Raw genomic sequence first — 20199 nt, 5'->3', positions numbered from 1 at the left:
TTTCCGCCCTGTCTCCGAAACCACCGCGGCAACCACCGCGGCCGGGCCGTCAGCCGAACGACGAATGCGGTGCGCCGATACCCGGGTCGATCTTGACCGGCCCGGCCGCCGACGGGGCGACGGGGAAGTCGAAGATCGCGGTCGGGATGTAGACGGTCGCGCAGGCGTTGGGGATGTCGACGACGCCGGACAACCTGCCTTCGATGGGCGCGGCGCCGAGCAGCAGATACGCCTGCTCGGGGCTGTAGCCGAACTTCGTCAGGTAGTCGATCGCGTGCAGGCAGGCCCGCTGGTAGGACAGGTGCGAGTCGAGGTAACGCTGCTCGCCGTCGAGCGTGACCGAGGTGCCCGAGAACGCCAGCCATTCCGAGTACTGCGGATCGGTGTTGCCCGGCATGAAGATGGCGTTCTCGCTCACGCCGTAGGTCTCCATGCCGCCGGAGATCACGTCGACCCGCAGATCGATGAACCCGCCCATCTCGATCGCGCCGCAGAATGTGATCTCGCCGTCGCCCTGCGAGAAGTGGAGATCGCCGACCGACAGGTTCGCCCCGTCGACGAACACCGGATAGAACACCCGGCTGCCCTTGGTGAGGTTCTTGATGTCCTGGTTGCCGCCGTTCTCACGCGGCGGCGCGGTGCGGGCGGCTTCAGCGGCGGCCTTGGTGAACGCGTCGCCGGTCAACCCGCCGAGGATCGCGTCCTGCGGCTCGGGCGGCAACGCCAGCGGCGGCACCCGGTCGGGATCGGTCGCGATGAGCGCGGCCTCGCGCGTGTTCCAGGTCGACAGCAGCTTCGCCGACGGCGCGGTTCCCATCAGACCGGGATGGACGATGCCGGTGAACTCGACGCCGGGGACGTGGCGCGACGTGGCGTGCTGGCCCGAGAAGTCCCAGATCGCCTTGTAGGCGTCGGGGAATTGTTCGGTGAGGAAGCCGCCGCCGTTCTGCGTGGGGAAGATGCCGGTGTAGCCCCAGCCCTGTCCGGCGAGCGGGCCGGAATCCTCCTGGGGGATGGGGCCGACGTCGAGGATGTCGACGATCAGCAGATCACCCGGCTTGGCGCCTTCGACCGCGATCGGGCCCGACAACACGTGCACGGTCGTCAGCGGCGCGTTGAGAATGTCGTCGGCGGAATCGTCGTTGACGATCGCGCCGTCGAACCATTCCCGGCAATGCACGCGGAATGAGTCGCCTTTCTTGACCGTCACCGCCGCGGGGATATCCGGATGCCACCGGTTGTGGCCGAGCTTTTCCTGTTCCGTGAATTTCTTGGTCGAATCGAGTGGGAAAACAACGTCTGGCATTGAATCCTCCTTCAGGGCCGGGGCAGCTTTTGATGAAGTGGGTTGGTGGTGATTTTCTGTCGACGCGTGGCCGGTGCCGGTGCCGCGACGACGGCGGGCTTGTCGGCCGTGGCACGGGTCGTGTCCTGAAGTGCCATCGCACTACTGCTCCCGCGCCCGAGACTCGGAGCGCCGATCGTTCTGCGGGCGGGCCCCGAACACGTCGGGCACTCGATCGCGTCGGGTCGAGAACTCATCGAATACAGCTGCTTCGTGGTGCCACAGCCGGACTGACATCGAAATGCGTAGAGAACCAACAGCTTTCCTCCGTTGCGGTGAGAACGCATGCAACAGTACCGATATGTGCAGGTGTTGGCGCGGCAGTTCGAGAAAAAACTTCCATCTGAAACTGATTTGTTGCCTGGCGGGCGCTGCGGCGCGGGGTGACCACCAATGACCCACGCGCTGCGGTAGCTTCACGCACAGCCGGGCAAACAGTCGACAGACCGGAGAAGTCCAGTGAACGATCTGAAGCCGTTTACGCCATCGATCGACTGGAGCGACGAACTACTCCACTCGCTCGTGTGGCTGGTCGAAGCATGGACGATCGCGGCACTGTGCACATTCGGCGTCCTGACGGTCCTTGCCAGGTACACCACATGGGGCCGGCAGTTCTGGACCGTCACCGGGGCGTATTTCACCGGCCGCCACAGCGTCAAACCATGGCTGCTACTCAGCGCGATGCTGCTGTCGGTCATCATCGGCGTGCGACTGTCGGTGCTGTTCAGCTACCAGAGCAACGACCTGTATTCGGCCGCGCAGATCGCCGTGCAGGGCTTCGCGACCGGCAACCAGGCCGTGAAAGAGTCAGGGGTACGCGGCTTTTGGATTTCACTGCTGATCTTCTCGGTGCTCGCGGCAATCCTGGTCACGCGGGTTCTCATCGATCTGTTCATGACCCAGCGGTTCATGCTGGCCTGGCGGACCTGGCTGACCGACCGGCTCACGGGCGACTGGCTCGACGGTCGCGCCTATTACCGGACCCGGTTCATCGACCAGACCATCGACAATCCCGATCAGCGTATCCAGTCCGACATCGACGTGTTCACCGCTCTTTCCGGGCCCCAACCCAACACCCCGCACCAGACCAGCAACGGCACACTGCCTTTCGGCGCCATCTCGTCGATCGTCTCGGTCATCTCGTTCACGTCGATTTTGTGGAACCTGTCGGGGGATCTGAACGTGTTCGGCGTCGAGGTCCCGCGGGCGATGTTCTGGTCGGTGTTCGTCTACGTCGCATTCGCGACGGTCATCGCGTTCTGGCTGGGCCGCCCACTCATCCGGCTGTCGTTCAACAACGAGAAGTTCAACGCCGCCTTCCGCTACGCACTGGTGCGTTTGCGCGACGCCGCCGAATCCGTGGCGCTCTATCGCGGCGAGAAGGCCGAGCGCCTGCAATTGCGTGAGCGATTCGCGCCCGTGGTCGCCAACTACAAACGCTTCGTCAACCGGACGATCGTGTTCACGGGTTGGAACCTGTCGATGAACCACATCATCATCCCGCTGCCGTGGCTGCTGCAGGCGCCCCGGCTGTTCGCCGGCCAGATCCAGCTCGGCGCCGTCACGCAATCGGTGACGGCCTTCGGCGCCATCCAGGACGCGTTGTCGTTCTTCCGCAATTCCTACGACACGTTCGCCGGTTACCGCGCCTCGGTCATCCGGTTGCACGGCCTCGTCACCGCCAACGCCGAAAGCCGCGATCTGCCGAAGGTCATGGTGACCGAAAACCGGGACAGCGTCATCGAACTCGACGACATCGAGGTGCGGAATCCGGCCGGGGAGCCGTTGGTCAACGACCTCAACCTGGCCCTCGATCCCGGCAACGCGATGATCATCACCGGCGAATCGGGCACCGGTAAGACGACACTGCTGCGCAGCCTCGCCCAATTGTGGCCCTACTCGTCCGGCACGATGCGCTGCCCACAGGGCGAGAACGAGACGTTGTTCCTGTCGCAGTTGCCCTACGTCCCGCTCGGGGATCTGCGAACCGTGGTGTCCTATCCCCACGAACCGGGCGACATCCCCGATGACGCGCTACGCGAAGCGCTCCTGGCGGTCGCCCTCCCCCGCTATGTCGACCGGCTGTCGGAGGTCAACGACTGGGCCAAGGTGCTCTCCCCCGGCGAACAGCAACGCATCGCGTTCGCCCGGGTTCTGCTGACCAAACCGAAGGCGGTGTTCCTGGACGAGGCCACCTCCGCGCTCGACGAGCCGCTCGAGTTCATGATCTACGGCCTGGTGCGACGTGAACTCCCCGGCACCGTATTCGTCAGCGTCACCCACCGCACGACGGTCGACAAACATCACGACCAACGGCTGGAACTGCTCGGCGGCGGGCAATGGCGATTGGGAACCATCGACGACGAGGAACCGGTTCCGGTGTAGGGAACGCTGTTTCGGGTTCGCCGGGCACAGAAGCCGCCCGGATACCAAGATGGCTGTCATGGACCACATCACCTTCACCCCGACCGTTGAGCAGCTGAACTACACCTTCGGGGGTGCCGAGCCCGTCATGCGCATCAAGCCAGGGACGGTGCTGACATTGTGGACCGAAGATGCCTACGGCGGGCGGATCACCAGCCGCGACAGCGTGGCGACCGTGGCCCTCGACACCGAAGATCTCAATCCGCAGACCGGTCCGTTCTGGATCGAGGGCGCCGAACCGGGTGACACTCTCGCGGTCCACCTGGTCGACCTCACACCTGCCCGCAGTTGGGGCGCGTCGACCCTGATCCCGTTCTTCGGTGGCCTGACCAGCATTCCGGTCAGCCCGACGCTGCAGGAGGCCCTGCCGGAGCGCACGTGGATCTACGAATACGATTCGGCCGCACACACTCTGGCGTTCTCCGCGCACGGCAGCGATTTCGAGCTGGCGCTGCCGGCCAACCCGATGCTGGGCACCGTCGGTGTCGCGCCCGCGCGCCGCGAGGTGCGCAGCTCCCTGGTGCCCGACGCGTTCGGCGGCAACATGGACACGCCCGAGATGACCGCTGGTGCCACGTGTTATCTGCGGGTCAATGTCGAAGGGGCGCTGTTCTCGCTCGGTGACGGGCACTACCGGCAGGGCGAAGGTGAATCCTGCGGCACCGCGGTCGAGGGCGCGATGAACGTCACCGCGATCGTCGAACTCATCAAAGGCGGTGGCCCGGCCTGGCCGCGGCTGGAGACCGACACACATCTCATGGCCATCGGTTCGGGCCGCCCGCTGGAGGAAGCGTGGCGCGCCGGTCAGGTCGAGATGATCCATTGGCTGGGTGAGCTGTACGGCCTGGACCGCCTCGATGCCTACCAGTTGCTGACCCAGATCTCGCAGGTGCCGATCGCCAACGTCGTCGACGTCAACTACAGCGCCGTCACCAAAATCGACAAACGGCTGCTGCCCTCTGCCGCCGCCTACGGCGGCGTCCACCACGAATTACGCAGTGCTGCAAAAGCACTGGGCACCATCTCCTACTGATTCCGCTAACGCGTCGAAGGGACGAACATGGATCTCGGATTGTCGGGCAAGCGTTTCGCGGTGACCGGCGGCACCCGTGGCATCGGCCGCGCGGTCGTCGAGGGACTGCTGGCCGAGGGCGCCGTCGTCGCATACTGTGCGCGCACTCCGGACGCTGTCGCCGAAGCGCAGGCCGAGCTGACCGCCGGCGGTGCCACCGCGGTCGGCAGCGCGGTGGACGTCGGCGATGCCGCGGCCGTGACGGAATGGGTGTCGGGCGCCGCCGACACGTTCGGCGGGCTGGACGGTGTGGTCGCCAACGTGAGCGCGCTCGCCATCCCCGAAAGCGCGGAGAACTGGCGAACCAGTTTCGAGGTGGACCTGATGGGCACGGTGAGTCTCGTCGACGCCGCGCTCCCCCATCTGGTGGCGAGCGGCGCCGGCTCGATCGTCACGGTCTCGAGCGTTTCGGGTCGTGAGATCGACTTCGCCGCGGGACCGTACGGGACGTTCAAGGCCGCGATCATCCACTACACGCAGGGCCTGGCCTACAACCACGCCGGCAAAGGCGTGCGGGCCAATAGCGTGAGCCCCGGCAACACCTACTTCCCTGGCGGCGTGTGGCCGTCGATCGAGGAGAACAATCCCGAGCTCTTCGCGGCCGCGCTCGCCCTCAACCCGACCGGCCGGATGGCCACCCCGCAGGAGGTGGCCAACGCCGTGGTGTTCCTGAGCAGTTCGGCGGCGAGCTTCATCACCGGAACCAACCTCGTCGTCGACGGCGCGCTGACCCGCGGAGTGCAGTTCTGACGGGTCCCGCGAGGGAGGGAGTCCGGCCGGCCCGTGGCGGCGTCTACTATGTCGGAAATCACGAACGCGTACTCGCATGACTGCCGCGCGTGACTCCGACCGACCACCAAGGGTTCCTGATGGCCGATTCCACCGACAGTCCCGCTGCGCGCGATAAGCACACCGGGATCGCCCGGTGGATCCGACGGCTCGCCATTCCGATCATCGTCGGCTGGATCGCTCTCGTCGCCGTTCTGAGCGTCTCGGTGCCCCAGCTCGAAGTCGTCGGCCAGATGCGGTCGGTGTCGATGAGCCCCGACGACGCGCCGTCGATGATCGCGATGAAACGCGTCGGCGAGGTGTTCGAGGAGTTCAAGTCCGACAGCTCGGCGATGATCGTGCTCGAAGGCGAACAGCCGCTCGGTGACGATGCGCACCTGTTCTACAACGACATGATCGACAAGCTCGAGGCCGACACGGAGCACGTCGAGCACATCCAGGACTTCTGGGGCGACCCGCTGACGGAGGCCGGGGCGCAGAGCAACGACGGCAAAGCGGCCTATGTACAGGTCTATCTCGCGGGCAACATGGGCGAGACCCTGGCCAACGAGTCGGTGCAGGCCGTTCAGGACCTCGTCAAGAGCCTGCAACCGCCGCCGGGCGTCAAGGTTTTCGTGACGGGCGGCTCGGCGCTCGCCAACGATCAGCAGCTCGCCGGTGACCGCAGCGTGCGCATCATCGAGATGGTCACGTTCGCGGTGATCATCACGATGCTGCTGCTGGTGTACCGGTCGATCATCACCGTGCTCCTCACGCTGTTCATGGTGGTGGTCTGCCTGCAGGCAGCGCGCGGTGTGGTGGCCTTCCTCGGCTATTACGAGTTCATCGGCCTGTCGACGTTCGCCACCCAGCTCCTCGTGACACTGGCGATCGCGGCTTCGACCGACTACGCGATATTCCTGATCGGCCGATACCAGGAAGCGCGAACCGTCGGTGAGGATCGCGAGCAGTCGTACTACACGATGTTCCACGGCACCGCGCATGTGGTGCTGGGCTCGGGCATGACGATCGCCGGCGCGACGCTGTGTCTGCATTTCACCCGGCTGCCCTATTTCCAGACCCTCGGCATCCCGATGGCGGTCGGCATGGTGGTCGCCGTGGTCGCGGCGCTGACGCTGGGGCCCGCGGTGATCACCGTGGCAAGCCGGTTCGGCAAAGTGCTCGAACCCCGCCGGGCCATGCGGATTCGCGGTTGGCGACGGCTGGGCGCGTTCGTGGTCCGCTGGCCCGGGCCGGTGCTGTTGGCCACCATCTTGTTGTCGCTGGTCGGGCTCCTCACGCTGCCGGGCTATCGCACCAACTACAACGACCGCAATTATCTGCCCGACAACCTGCCCGCCCAGGAAGGTTTCGCGGCTGCCGAGCGGCATTTCTCGCCGGCCAAGATGAACCCCGAACTGTTGCTCATCGAGACCGACCATGACGTTCGGAACTCGGCCGACTTCCTGGTGATCGACAAGATCGCCAAAGCCGTGTTCGGGGTGCCCGGAATCGGCAGTGTTCAGGCGATCACGCGTCCGCAGGGCGAGCCCCTCGAGTTCAGCACGATTCCGGCCCAGATGAGCATGGGCGGGGTCAACCAGACGATGAACCGCAAGTATCAGCTGGACCGCGCGAACGACATGCTGCTGCAGGCCGACGAGATGCAGAAGACCATCGAGCTCATGGACCAGATGATCGGGCAGATGGAGCAGATGTCGGCGATCACGCTGAGCATGGTGGGCAAAACCCACACGATGGTCGAAGACATCAAGGAACTGCGCGACCAGATCGCGAACTTCGACGACTTCCTCCGACCGCTGCGCAACTATCTGTACTGGGAACCGCACTGCTTCAACATCCCGATGTGCCAGGCGATGCGGTCGGTGTTCGACGGCCTCGACGGTATCGACACCATGACCGAGAGCGTTGAGCAGTTGCTCCCCGACATGGACAAGCTGGCCGAGTTGATGCCTCAGATGGCGTCGATGATGCGGCCGCAGATCGAGACCATGAAGACCATGAAAACCATGATGCTGACGATGCATCAGACCCAGAAGGGTCTGCAGGATCAGCAGGCCGCGATGTCGGAGAACCAGACGGCCATGGGTAAGGCGTTCAACGACGCCAAGAACGACGACACGTTCTACCTGCCACCCGAGATCTTCAACAACGCCGACTTCAAGCGCGGTATGAAGAGCTTCATCTCCCCCGACGGAAAAGCGGTGCGGTTCATCATCTCTCACGAGGGTGACCCGCTGACGCCGGACGGCATCAAGCTCATCGACCAGATCAAGCTGGCGGCCAAGGAAGCCATGAAGAACACCCCGTGGGAGGGGTCGAAGATCTACGTCGGCGGCACCGCCGCGGCCTTCAAGGACATGCAGGAAGGCAACAACTACGACCTCATCATCGCCGGCATTTCCGCGCTGTGCCTGATCTTCATCATCATGCTGATCATCACCCGCAGCGTCGTGGCGGCGGCGGTGATCGTCGGCACCGTGCTGGTGTCGCTCGGCGCGTCGTTCGGTTTGTCGATTCTGGTGTGGCAGCACATATTAGGGATCGAATTGCACTTCATGGTCATGGCCATGGCCGTCATCGTGCTGTTGGCCGTGGGTGCCGATTACAACCTGTTGCTGGTGGCGCGGCTCAAGGAGGAGCTGTCGGCAGGCATCAACACCGGCATCATCCGGGCCATGGGCGGCAGTGGTTCGGTCGTGACGGCCGCCGGTCTGGTGTTCGCGTTCACCATGATGTCGATGGTGGTCAGCGAGATGACCGTGGTCGCGCAGGTCGGGTCGACGATCGGTCTCGGTCTGCTGTTCGACACGTTGGTGATCCGCTCGTTCATGACACCGTCCATCGCGGCGTTGATGGGCCGCTGGTTCTGGTGGCCACAGCTCGTGCGCACCCGGCCGGCACATGGTGTGGTGGCGCGGGCGTTGGAGCGGTCGGGGACCTAACGCGCGACCGCAGCGGCGATCAGGAGTCCGGCGGCGGCGTCGACGCGCGAGCGGTCCTTCGTGACCAGGGCGTCCTGGCACAACCCGCGTAAACCCGAGACCACCAGCGTCGCGCGCGCCGCCGCCTCGTCGCCGTAGCCGATTGCGCGCAGCGCCAGGGAGATCGGCTCAACCATCACGTCGACGGCATCCCGGGCGGACGGGCCATAGGTTTCGGGATCCGTGACGGCCAGGCTGAGAACCTGCAGCAGAAGGCGCACACTGCGATGCTCCGCACCGCGGGTCAGCTCGCGCCACAAGTTCCTTGCGGCTTCGACGAATTCAGCCGGCGTGGTGACGTCGTGGAACATCTCCCCCAGCCGCGGGCGGCTCGCGTCGAGCGCCTGCGCCAGCAACTCGGCGCGATCGCCGAAGTAGTACAGCAGCATGCGCTTGCTCGTGCCCAGCGCGTCCGCCATGGGAGCCAGTGACATGTCACCGATCCCGCGTTCCTCGAGGTAGCCGACGACCGCCTGCAACAACTCCTCACGTTTTGCGGGATCAGGGGTGCGGGCCATCCCTTGACCGTACCGATCGGTACATCTATAGTCAATCATGTATCGATCGGTACATTTTTGAAATTGGGAGGACCCATGTCCGGTTTGAGAGTGGCCGTCGTCGGTGCCGGCATCGGCGGGCTTACTGCTGCAATCGCCCTGCGCGCCAACGGGATCGACGCAACCGTGTACGAGCAGGCGCACGAGCTCAAAGCGCTCGGCGCCGGCGTCGCCATCGCGACGAACGGGTCGCGGATCTTGACGCGGCTCGGCATGGGGAGCGCTTTGGCGGAGATCGCCGGACCGGTGACGCACTATCAGTTCCGCACGTGGCGAGCCGAGCCGGTCGCAGGCGAGCCCTCGACCCTGTCGTTCGGGGACCCGGCGCGGACGTGGTTCCTACATCGCGGCGAGTTCCAGAAGGCGCTTGCCGACGCGCTGCCACCCGACGCGTTGAAGCTGGGCCAATCCTGCGTCGGCGCCCGCGAGTACCGTGACGGGGTGCAGGTCGAATTCGCCGACGGCACAACGGCTGACGCCGACCTGCTGGTCGGCGCCGACGGCATTCATTCCCGCCTGCAGGGAACGGTCACCCACGCCACCGAACCGGTGAGCGAAGGCATCATGGCCTATCGCGGACTGATCCCCGCCGACCGACTGCACGGAATTGCCGATCTGGACGCCAGCGCGATGTGGCTCGGGCCGCGGCAGAGCTTTTTGGCTTATCCGGTATCGGCCGGCCGGTTTCTCAACATCGTGGCCTTCGTTCCGACCAATCTGACCGTTGCCGAATCCTGGACCGCGCCGGGCGACGTCTCCGAGCTGGCGGCCGCATACCGCGGCTGGGATCCGCGCGTGTCGGCGATCATCGACGCCATGGATTCCACGTTCCGCTGGGGAATCTATGACCGCGAACCGCTCGACCGGTGGTCTTCAGACCGGATCACCCTGCTGGGCGACAGCGCCCACGCCGTCACACCACACCTCGGTCAGGGCGCCAATCAGGCCATCGAGGATGCGATCACGTTGGCCACGCTCGTGCGGGGCGCCCGGTCCGATGATGTCGCGGCGCGGCTGCGTCGCTATGAAGAATTGCGGATGGGCCGTACCGCCCAGGTGCGCCGCCAGGCCCGCGCCGCCGGGCGCATCTACCGCTCGACCGATCTCACGCCGCGGGAACAGGCGGACCGGCTACAGGCGATACTCGACAGCGTCGCCATCAACACCTATGACGCCGAGAGCGCAGCGTTGGTCGCGTGACGGCTCGCGCGGCTGTGATAAAGATCCCTCGCCCATGGGATTCGGCGACACTTAGGTTAGGCTAAGCTGCTCGAACGCTCAATGACGAGAGTTCCATTGTCGCACCATGGGCGCCGTACACACGGCGCGGGGGTTGAGGAGAACGCGTCTGAACGGCCTGTATGACCCGGACCAGGAGAAGAGCAGCTGCGGCGTCGGCTTCCTGACCCGCAAGGATGGTGTCCAGACCCACGAGGTCATTCGCAAACTGCACGAGGCCCTGTGCGCGGTACCCCACCGCGGCGGAATGTCCTCGGAAGGCGTGGGTGACGGCGCCGGCGTGAACCTCGATCTGTCGCTGCGGTTCTTCAGCCATCTCACCGGGCGCGCAGACCTGCGGCCCGGGCAGTTCGGCGTCGGCAATTTCTTCTTGCCCAACGATGCCGCTTTCCACGCCGAGGCCGAAGCGGTCATCGAGAACGCGCTGCACGCACAAGGTTTCGCCATTCTCGTCAAACGAGATGTCCCCGTGGACAATTCGGCGATCCGCCCGGCGGCGATCAAGTATCAGCTGCCCATCCGGCAGTGGGTTTTCGTGCCCGAATCCGGCACCATATCCGACGTCAAGATCCACGACGCGCTGATGGCGATCGAGGCGGTCGCCTACACCCGGCCCGAGATGCTGGGGCTCTACCCCCTATCGCTGAGCGCGCGCACCCAGGTGCTGAAGGGGCGGCTCAACTCGAACGAAGTAGTGCCGTACTTCAGCGATCTCACCGATTCGCGCATGGAAGTGCACTCGATGTTCTTCCACACCAGGTTTTCGACGAACACCGCGCCGAACGCGATGATGGCGCAGCCGTTCCGGTTCATGGCCCACAACGGCGAACTCAACACCGACAAGAAAAACCGCCTGTCGGACAACGCCATCGCGCGCGCCCGCAATCGCGCGATCGTCCGCCCGGTCGGGCAGTCCGACAGCTGTCGCCTGGACCAGACCCTGCAGAACCGCGTGCTCGAAGACGGGCTCGACCTCGTGACCGCCGTCGTCGCGATGATGCCGCCGGCCTGGGAGAACGACCCGACGTTGTCGCCGCAGGTGCGCGCGATGCTCGAGTACTTCAGCCTCTACGAGGAGAAGAACGACGGCCCCGCCGCGCTCATCTTCGGTGACGGCACGATCATCGGCGCACGCCTGGACCGGCTCGGTCTGCGGCCGTTGCGCACCGTCGAGACCGCGGATTATCTGGGTGTGATGTCCGAGGCCGGGCAGGTCTACTTCCCGCCACGAGACGTCATCAAGCGCGGGCGCATCGAGGCCGGCGGCATGCTCTACTACGACCACGCCGAGGGCCGGTCCTACTCCACCACCGAGGCACTGGAAAAGCTTGCGGCGCAGGCCGACTACCCGGCCATGCTCGCCGCCGCGCGCATCGAGCTGCGCGATCTGCCCGCCGTGACACCCGAGAATCAACTCTCGCCGGCCCGCTACAACGGCGACCTCAACCGCCATCAGCGCTACGTCGCGTACTCGCTCAATCAGGAGAGCTTCAAATTCCTGATGGACCCGATGCTGGCGACGGGCCAGGAAAAGATCTCGGCGATGGGCTACGGCGCGGCGATCAATGCGCTGTCCAACCACGAAGGCGGTATCGCGCGGTACTTCTCGCAGCGATTCGCGCAGGTGACCAACCCGCCGCTGGACAGCATCCGCGAGGCCGACGGCATGACGCTACGGGTTGCGCTGGGCGCCAAGCCCAACAGCGGCGCCAAACCCGCACCGCAGATCGTCGTGCCCTCACCGATTCTCACGCACCTCGACATGCTCAAGATCCGCGACCAGCAGCACACACCGGTCCAGCGCTTCGGGATGCGGTACCTGGTCGACCTGCACGATCCCGCCGCGAACGCGAACGCCCTCGTGCAAGCCATCGACGGGCTGTGCGACGAGGTCGAAGCGTTCGCACGGGAGACCGGCGGCATCGCGGTGATCTCGGACCGCCACGTCGAAAGCAGCCTTGCGGCAATGCCCCTGACCATCGTCGTGTCCGCGATCAATCAGCGGCTGATCGAAGAAGGGCTCCGGCTTCGGGTTTCGGTGATCGCCGAGAGCGGTCAGGTGTGCTCGTCGCACCACATCGCGACGGTGCTGGGGTTCGGCGCGTCGGCCGTGTATCCGCTGGCCGTGCAGATGCGTGCCGAGGAGAAGTTCGGCACAGCCGACGACGAGAGCACCGTGGCGGCCTTCAAGCGCTTCGCCAAGGCGGCTGAGAAGTCGCTCATGAAGACCATGGGCCGCGTCGGCCTGTGCACAGCCGAAAGCTATATCGGCGGTGAGTTTTTCGAGCCCAGCTATCTCGACACGGGCGACCCGGTGTTGCGCCGCTACTTCCCCAATGTCATCTCCCCCGTCGCCGGGGTCGGATTCGCGACACTGGCCGACACCGTCGCCGAGTGGCACGCTCGCGCGCTCGCGGTGACCGGCGAGAAGGATGTGCCGCTGCTCGGCCTGTTCAAGGAACGCGCCGAGGGTGCGGGGCACTCGTACGGGACGACGGCGGTCCGTGGATTCGTCGACATGACCGAGGAGTCCATCTCCTTCGGCGACGAAGCCCGGCCGGAGAACCCCGACATGGCCGACCCCGCATACCTGCGCGGACTGCCGCTGCACCAGCTCGCGGGTGCGTTCGGCCTCGACGACGACGCGTACCGCAACAACAGCTTCGACGAGCTGACCCCGCGGGCGATCAACAGCTTCGACATCACGCCGGGCTACCGCAACTTCGTGTTCGCGATGAACACCGAGCGCACGCGTCGGCCCGCCGCGCTACGCGACGTGCTGGCCCTGCCCGCCGACGTCAACTTCGTGCACACCGCCGACGAGTTCCGCTCGGAGATGGGTCAATTCGCGCGGTTCGGGAACAACGATTTCCAGGTGCGCGGCCTGACGTGTGTCCAGGCAGGTGACGAGTTCACCCTGCGCCTGCACCACGGCCCCGAACGTCTCGCCGCGCTCCTGGAGTCGCTCGTGCAGCGGTTCGGCGACGACATCGGTGAGAGCGAGATCGTCGGCGACCAACTGCGATTGCGGGCGAGCGGCGAGGCCGGCGACTATCTCGCGAACATCCGGACGGCGCCCGACTCGATCCCGCTGTCATCGGTGCAACCCGCGAGCGAGATCACCGCCACTCTGGCATCGGGCGCCATGAGCCATGGTGCGCTGGTGGCCCAGGCCCATGAGGCCGTCGCGCACGGCACCAACATGGTGGGCGGTCTGTCCAACTGCGGTGAGGGCGGTGAGCACATCACCCGCTACGGCACCATCCGCGGATCCCGGATCAAACAGTTCGCCTCGGGACGCTTCGGGGTGTGGGCGGGTTATCTTGCCGACCCGATGTTGCGGGAACTCGAAATCAAGATCGGTCAGGGCGCCAAACCCGGTGAGGGCGGCCAACTCCCGGCTCCGAAGGTGACCGTGCAGATCGCGGCGGCGCGCGGCGGAACGCCCGGCGTCGAGCTCGTCTCGCCGCCGCCGCACCACGACACGTACTCGATCGAGGATCTCGCCCAGCTCATCCACGACTGCAAGGCCGCCCGCGTTCGGGTGATCGTCAAACTCGTGTCGTCGGAGGGCATCGGCACCATCGCCGTCGGCGTCGCGAAAGCCGGCGCCGACGTCATCAACGTCGCGGGCAACACCGGTGGCACCGGTGCGGCGGCCGTCACGAGCCTCAAGTACGCGGGCCGGTCCGCCGAGATCGGTATCGCCGAAGTGCATCAGGCCCTGTGTGCCAACGGTATCCGTCAGAAGGTGGTGCTGCGCTGTTCGGGTGCTCACCAAACCGCGAGCGACGTGGTGAAATCCGCGCTGCTGGGTGCCGACAGCTTCGAGTTCGGCACCACCGCGCTCATGATGCTCAAGTGCGTCATGGCCAAGAACTGCAACATCAAGTGCCCCGCGGGGCTGACCACGAACGCCGAGGCGTTCGAGGGTGATCCGCGCGCGCTCGCGCAGTATCTGCTCAACATCTCCCACGAGGTCCGAGAAATCCTCGCTACGCTCGGCCTGCCGTCGCTGCGCGCCGCCCGAGGGCGCAGCGATCTGCTGCACCTGCTCGACCACCCATCGAGTATCGGCAGGCTCGACCTGCGTGCCATGCTCGCGGTGGCCGACGAGTTCGTGGTCGGGGAGCCGATCTACATGGAGAAGGACTACTCCGTCGACGACATGTTCTTGAGCCGGCTGAACTTCGCCGGAGTGGCCATGGCCCCGGTGCAGCTGACCAACCAGAACAAGAGCGTCGGCGGACAACTCGCCATCGACATCGAACGCCTGCTCAACCATGGCGGCGCCGACGGTCCGGTCACCGGATCGGCAATCGCGACCGACCACCGCGGCCGGCGCTACCTGCTGCCCGACAGCGTCACCATCACCACGACCGGTTCGGCAGGTCAGAGCTATGGCGTGTTCTGCAACGACGGGATGACCCTGCGGCACACCGGAACATGCAACGACGGAGTCGGAAAGAGTGCGTGCGGCGGCACCATCGTCGTCCGCTCGCCCGGCGGCGGTACGGCCGCGCCGGGCGGCAATGTGCTCATCGGGAACTTCGCCCTGTTCGGCGCATCCGGTGGCCGGTTGTTCGTCGAAGGCGAGGCAGGCGATCGCTTCGCGGTCCGCAACTCCGGCGCCACCGCGGTCGTCGAGGGCGTCGGCGAATTCCTGTGCGAGTACATGACCAACGGTGCGGTGTTCAACATCGGCGGATTCGGCAAGGGCGTCGCCAACGGGATGAGCGGCGGTTTCCTCTACCAGTACGATCCGGCCGGCGAACTGGCATCGAAGGTCAGCGCGGACTCCGCGCTGGTCGCGCCGATCACCGAGGCGCCGTTCCACGAGGTCGCGGCCCGCACGATGCTGGAATGGCATGCCGCGGCAACAGGTTCCGTGAAAGCCCAACTGCTGCTCGATGGTTGGGAGAAGACGCGGCGCCACGTCGTCTATGTGATGCCCCGTGCGCTGCTGCAATACCAGGATTCGGACGCGATCCTGGCCGCCAAGACCCGCAAGGAACTGCTCGACGAGCTGGCATCCTCGCTCGCGGGTTTTCAGGTGCACAAGTTCAAGCGCTCCTACCGCGATCAGCAGGTCGTCCTCGGCGGGTCGGTGCCCGATTACGGCGACACCGACACCGAAGAGATGTTCGCGCTGCTCAACACCTACACGGTGCTCAACATGGCCCAGCAGCTCGCGCTGACCCGGCTGCCCGGCGTGACCGAGGTGACCGATCCGCGCGTCGGCAAGGCGGTCCGAAACCTCGTCCTCACCGAGGATTTCTTCCTCATCCAGAAACTGCAGAAGCACGCGCGCGAGGCCATCGACGCGTTCAGCGACGAAGACCTCGCGGTGCTGATCGCGAACAAGCGCATCACCGACTACAAGCAGGCACTGGCACAGCGCAACGTGCTGTGGACGGACAGCTTGGGCACGTATGGCTGGATCATGCACCAGGACGCCAAGAACATCGACAAGATCGGCCGCCTGCCCTCGTTCGAGGAATTGTTCGCCCATCAGGTGATTCCCGTCATCGCGGCGTCCTTCGCGGCCACCTCCACCACAACGGACCACGTGACGAGCGCATGAAGATCGCCTACATCCCCGAAGACGCCCCCTTCAACGAGGATCAGCGCGCCTGGATCTCCGGCTTCCTCGCCGGGCTGCACTCCCGCCTGGCGATGAATGTCGCACCTCCGCCCGTGGCGGTCGACAGCACCGCATCGCGCCCGCCACTGCGGATCCTCTACGGCACGCAGACCGGCAACGCCGAGGCCGTCGCGGCGGACACGGCCGCCGCCGCCAAGGCACAAGGCTTCGACGTGACCGTGAGCGGCCTGGACGAGATCGCACTCGACGAGTTCGTCGGGCTGCGCTACGTCTTGATCATCACCTCGACGTACGGCGAGGGCGAAATGCCCGACAACGCCGAATTGTTCTGGGAGGCTTTGTCTTCGACGCAAGCTCCGCGGTTGGAGGGCGTGTCGTACGGCGTGCTCGCGCTCGGTGACACGAGCTACGACGGTTTCTGCCAGGCGGGCAAGCTCATCGACACCCGGCTGGAGCAGCTCGGCGCCAGCCGGGTCGTCGGCCGCGCCGACTGCGATGTCGACTACGAGGCGCACGCCGCCGAATGGGTGCAGGGCGCGGTCGGTTCGCTCGTCACCCTGGCCGGGGCCAGCGGAACTCCCGGCACACCTCCGCCCAGCACGGTCGCGCGGTCCGGATGGACCCGCAAGAACCCGTTCCTCGCCGAACTCCCGGTCAACCGGGTGCTGTCGGGATCCGGCTCGGCCAAAGAGATCCGGCACTACGAATTCGCACTCGCCGACAGCGGTATCGGCTATGAAGCCGGTGACGCACTGGCGGTCGTGCCGGAGAACAGCCCGGCACTCGTCGAGGCCATCTGCGCGCATTTCCGGGTGTCGGTCGACACGGTCGTCGACGGCACGCCGCTCGCCGAACTGCTCGGCCACCGCTACGAGATCAGCACGCCGTCCAAGGACCTACTGAGCGAGGTCGAGAGCCGTGCCGAGAACGAGGAGTTCTCGCATGCCCTGCGCGGCGGGGTCAAGGAGATCCTGGAACGCTGGCTCTACGGCAAGGACATCCTGGACATCCTGCGTATCGGCGGCGACGCGCTCAGCCTCGAGGAATTCATCGCACTGTTGAAGCCGTTGCAGCATCGCGCGTACTCGATTTCGTCGAGTTCACTGGCCCACCCGGATCGGATTCATCTGACCGTCGCCAGTGTTCGCTACCACCGCAGCGGCCGTGAACGCGGCGGCGTGTGCTCGACATATTTGGCCGATCGCTGCGGGAGTGCGCGAATCTTCCTGCAGCCCAACAAGTCCTTCCGCGTACCGGCCGACGACGTGCCGATGATCATGGTCGGGCCTGGGACGGGTATCGCGCCGTTCCGCGCCTTCCTGCAGGAGCGCGAACAGCGCGCGGCCGCCGGGCGCAACTGGCTCTTTTTCGGCGACCAGCATCGCGATCACGACTACATCTACTCCGACGAGCTCACCGCCTGGGAGAGTTCGGGTCTGCTCACGCGGCTGGATCTGGCATTTTCGCGCGACCAGGCAGACAAGGTGTACGTGCAGACCCGGATGCGCGAGAACGGCAAGGAACTGTTCGCCTGGCTGCAGGACGGCGCGCACTTCTACGTGTGCGGCGACGCCACCCGCATGGCCAAGGACGTCGACAAGGCGCTGCACGAGATCGTCGCGGAGCACGGCGGTCTCGGCGTCGACGACGCCACCGAGTACGTCAACACCCTCAAGCGCGAGAAGCGGTACGTACGCGATGTGTACTGACGGCCGACGTTGCGAAAACTGCCCCGCGAAGCGCCTTTCGGCAGGCGGCGGCGTCATCGCGCGATCGCTTCCCGCGTTGGGCACCGTCGTGGCCGTCACCGCCAACGATGCCGCCCTGCTGAGCCACACCGGCGAGTATCTGGCACCGGCGCTACCCGGTGAAGCGCTGCGCTGCGGAGATGCCTACATCGGTCTGCGGCTGCATCCCGACCTCATCCGCGACACCTACCTCGCACCCCGCGCGCTCACGGTGGCCAGTGAAACCGGCACCCACCGAGCGTATTTCACTCCCCTGTCCGACGAACTCGCCATCCGCGCGCTCGAGCTCGCCCCGGCTGACGAACCGGAACCTGCTGAGGCCGTCGACTGGTCAGCCGTCAACTGGAGCGAGACCGACCAGCTCACCCACCTCGATACGCTGACCCCGGAGCGCTACCAGGTACTCCCGTTCACCGGTGCGCGCCAGGTCGATCCGCGAGTGATACCCCACTTGCTCGCGCATCTCGTCGACATGGACCTCCCGTTCACCATCGCCGTGCCCGCAGGCGGATGCGTACAGCTGCATCGGGGCCGTGCCGCGATGTTCGATGCGGCGGGTGCACATTTCGCGGTGATCTTCGGCGCCTGCCGCTACGCGATGGACCCGGCGTATGTCGCGGAATGCTGGGTCACCCAGGCATCCGGTGCGACGGGCCTGACTTCGGCGATCGAGCTCTATGACCACAGCAACCGGTGCGTCACCGTGATCACCCAAACCGGCGCCGTGTGCGAACACCTGCACGAGGCCTGGGAAGCGATCGCGGCGTCGTTGCCGGCGTGTGACGGGTAGTGCTGCGCCACACCGTGGGCCAGCAACCCGGTGCCACCTGGCCCGCCGCCCCCAACATGGCTCGTGACGGTGACTTACGAATTCGAATGTTTGGGTTTTGACGGATCTGGCAATTCCTCCCTTCGGCAGTTCCGTAAGGTTCCTACGTCGATCGGATTTACCGTGATTGTGCTCGGCATCATCCTCCTGCTGATCGGTTACTTCACCAGCCTGTCGATCCTCTACACCATCGGCGGAATCCTCGTGGTGATCGGCATCATCCTGTGGATTCTCGGGGCAGTCGGCCGCCCGGTCGGCGGTCGAAAGGTCTGGTTCTAGTACCGACCCCGCTTCGGCGCACCGGTGAGCCCGTGGGGGGTGCTCACCGGTGGCGCTCGAAGTACTTCCGATAAGCCTCGGCAGCGGCGGCCAGTTCGGGCCGGGATTCGAGCACCGGCTGCATCTTCTGCCGGGCTTCTTCTCGTTTGTACGGGATGAACTCCGTCGGGAAGTTCCCGTCATGCGGGTGGTAATCGCGAAGGACCCGGCGCGCCACCGTCGCTTTGTGCACCTCGTCGACACCGTCGGCGATACCCATCGTCGGCGCACCGGCATACATGGCCTGGATCGGCGTGAGGTCGGTGGTCCCCAGCGAGCCGAGAATGTGCAAGGCATTGAACGACACCTCGCGCAACACTTTCGCCATCGTGAACTTGACGGCGGCGATCTCCGTGCGCGCCTCCAGAGCCGAGGTCTGGTCGATCTTCCAAGCCGTCTCCAGCACGAAGAGGCGCAGCATCTTGATCATCGCGTAGGACTCGGCGATCTTCTCCTGCACCATCTGGTGCTCGGCGATCACCTTGCCGTGCGACTCCCGGCTCAGTGCGCGCTCGCACATCATGTCGAAGGCCAGGTTGCACTGGGCGATGGTCCGCATGGCGTGATGGATACGCCCGCCACCAAGTCGGCGCTGCGCCAACGTCTTTGCGCCGTCTTCCGGTCCGAGGAGATGGTCGAGCGGCACCCGCACGTCGCGGTAGATGATGTGATTGTGGTTGCGCGGCTCGGGCATGATCTCCACACCCGGAGTCTTGCGCGGCACGACGAACATCCCGTTGATGCACATGACGAACAGGAGGTCGGCCACGCGGCCCGCTGAGGTGAACCACTTTTCGCCGTTGATCACCCACTCGTCGCCGTCGCGGACGGCGTGGGTCTTGAACAGGTTCGGGTCGCTCCCGCCCTGCGGTTCGGTCATCGAATAGGCCGAGAACATGTCCTGGTTGAGCAACGGCCGCAGCCAGCGTTCCTTCTGCTCCTCGGTGCCGGACGCGGCGAGCATCTCCATGTTGCCGGTATCGGGTGCCGAAGCGCCGAACATGTGCGGGGCGCCCGCATAGCGTCCGATGATCTCGTTGAGCAGCCCGAGTTTGAGCTGCCCGAAGCCCGGGCCGCCGAGGTCACGGTCGAGGAAGATCGCCCACAGGCCGTGGTCTTTGACCTCTTGTTGCAGTTCGCGCACATAGGCTTTCACCGCCGGGTCAGGTGAGCGCACCGCGTACGGGAAGACGTGGTCGAGCGGCTCGACCTTCTCGGCACAGAACTGCTTGACCCAATCCAGCTTTTCCTGAAACTCCGGTTCGGTACTGAAATCCCAAGCCATGCAA

The 20199-nt window shown here is 65.5% G+C and carries 12 protein-coding genes; 9 read left to right on the top strand and 3 right to left on the bottom strand.

Annotated features, from left to right (window positions below; genetic code table 11):
• Positions 1-49 precede the first annotated feature (49 nt).
• Positions 50-1306: a formamidase gene (gene fmdA / locus AWC31_RS31545; RefSeq protein ID WP_085148929.1), complete on the bottom strand. Its 1257-nt coding sequence runs from the start codon at positions 1304-1306 to the stop codon at positions 50-52.
• Between the two features lie 498 nt (positions 1307-1804).
• On the opposite strand from fmdA, the gene AWC31_RS31535 reads away from it, so the two are divergent.
• The 4 genes from AWC31_RS31535 (at position 1805) to AWC31_RS31520 (ending at position 8575) form a co-directional block, all read left to right on the top strand.
• Entirely contained in the window at positions 1805-3730 is a 1926-nt protein-coding gene (locus tag AWC31_RS31535) for an ABC transporter ATP-binding protein/permease (RefSeq protein WP_085148926.1), read from the top strand.
• Positions 3731-3788: 58 nt separating this feature from the next.
• On the top strand, positions 3789-4802 hold the full coding sequence (locus tag AWC31_RS31530) for an acetamidase/formamidase family protein (RefSeq protein ID WP_067852185.1): 1014 nt from the start codon (positions 3789-3791) through the stop codon (positions 4800-4802).
• Between the two features lie 27 nt (positions 4803-4829).
• Complete coding sequence (locus tag AWC31_RS31525; protein ID WP_067852183.1) at positions 4830-5591, top strand: SDR family NAD(P)-dependent oxidoreductase; 762 nt, start codon at positions 4830-4832, stop codon at positions 5589-5591.
• 119 nt (positions 5592-5710) lie between these two features.
• Positions 5711-8575, top strand: coding sequence for an MMPL/RND family transporter (locus AWC31_RS31520; protein WP_085149891.1), 2865 nt, complete (start codon positions 5711-5713; stop codon positions 8573-8575).
• Here the strand turns inward: AWC31_RS31520 and AWC31_RS31515 are convergent.
• Positions 8572-9132, bottom strand: a complete 561-nt coding sequence (locus tag AWC31_RS31515) for a TetR/AcrR family transcriptional regulator (protein WP_085148923.1) — start codon at positions 9130-9132, stop codon at positions 8572-8574. The two genes, AWC31_RS31520 and AWC31_RS31515, sit on opposite strands and share 4 nt — an antisense overlap.
• Before the next feature lie 75 nt (positions 9133-9207).
• Here AWC31_RS31515 and AWC31_RS31510 point away from each other — a divergent pair, with 75 nt between their 5' ends.
• The 5 genes from AWC31_RS31510 (at position 9208) to AWC31_RS37000 (ending at position 18871) form a co-directional block, all read left to right on the top strand.
• On the top strand, positions 9208-10371 hold the full coding sequence (locus AWC31_RS31510) for an FAD-dependent monooxygenase (RefSeq protein WP_085148920.1): 1164 nt from the start codon (positions 9208-9210) through the stop codon (positions 10369-10371).
• Positions 10372-10477: 106 nt separating this feature from the next.
• A complete protein-coding gene (locus tag AWC31_RS31505; protein WP_085148918.1) occupies positions 10478-15994 on the top strand; it encodes a glutamate synthase-related protein in 5517 nt (1838 codons plus the stop codon).
• Positions 15991-17724 carry a diflavin oxidoreductase gene (locus tag AWC31_RS31500; protein WP_085148914.1) on the top strand — a complete coding sequence of 578 codons (1734 nt, stop codon included), beginning with the start codon at positions 15991-15993 and terminating at the stop codon, positions 17722-17724. Before AWC31_RS31505 ends, AWC31_RS31500 begins: the two co-directional genes overlap by 4 nt.
• Positions 17714-18553: a ChuX/HutX family heme-like substrate-binding protein gene (locus tag AWC31_RS31495; protein WP_085148911.1), complete on the top strand. Its 840-nt coding sequence runs from the start codon at positions 17714-17716 to the stop codon at positions 18551-18553. Before AWC31_RS31500 ends, AWC31_RS31495 begins: the two co-directional genes overlap by 11 nt.
• A gap of 162 nt (positions 18554-18715) precedes the next feature.
• Positions 18716-18871 (top strand): hypothetical protein, encoded by a 156-nt coding sequence (locus AWC31_RS37000; RefSeq protein WP_110775351.1) that lies wholly within the window; start codon positions 18716-18718, stop codon positions 18869-18871.
• A gap of 43 nt (positions 18872-18914) precedes the next feature.
• Here the strand turns inward: AWC31_RS37000 and AWC31_RS31490 are convergent, their stop codons facing one another.
• Positions 18915-20195, bottom strand: coding sequence for an acyl-CoA dehydrogenase family protein (locus tag AWC31_RS31490; protein ID WP_085148908.1), 1281 nt, complete (start codon positions 20193-20195; stop codon positions 18915-18917).
• Positions 20196-20199: the final 4 nt, after the last annotated feature.

The organism is Mycolicibacterium wolinskyi, from assembly GCF_002101965.1.
GTDB lineage: Bacteria > Actinomycetota > Actinomycetes > Mycobacteriales > Mycobacteriaceae > Mycobacterium > Mycobacterium wolinskyi.
Note: the sequence above shows the minus strand (reverse complement) of the source record. Positions and strands in the feature narration are given on the sequence as shown.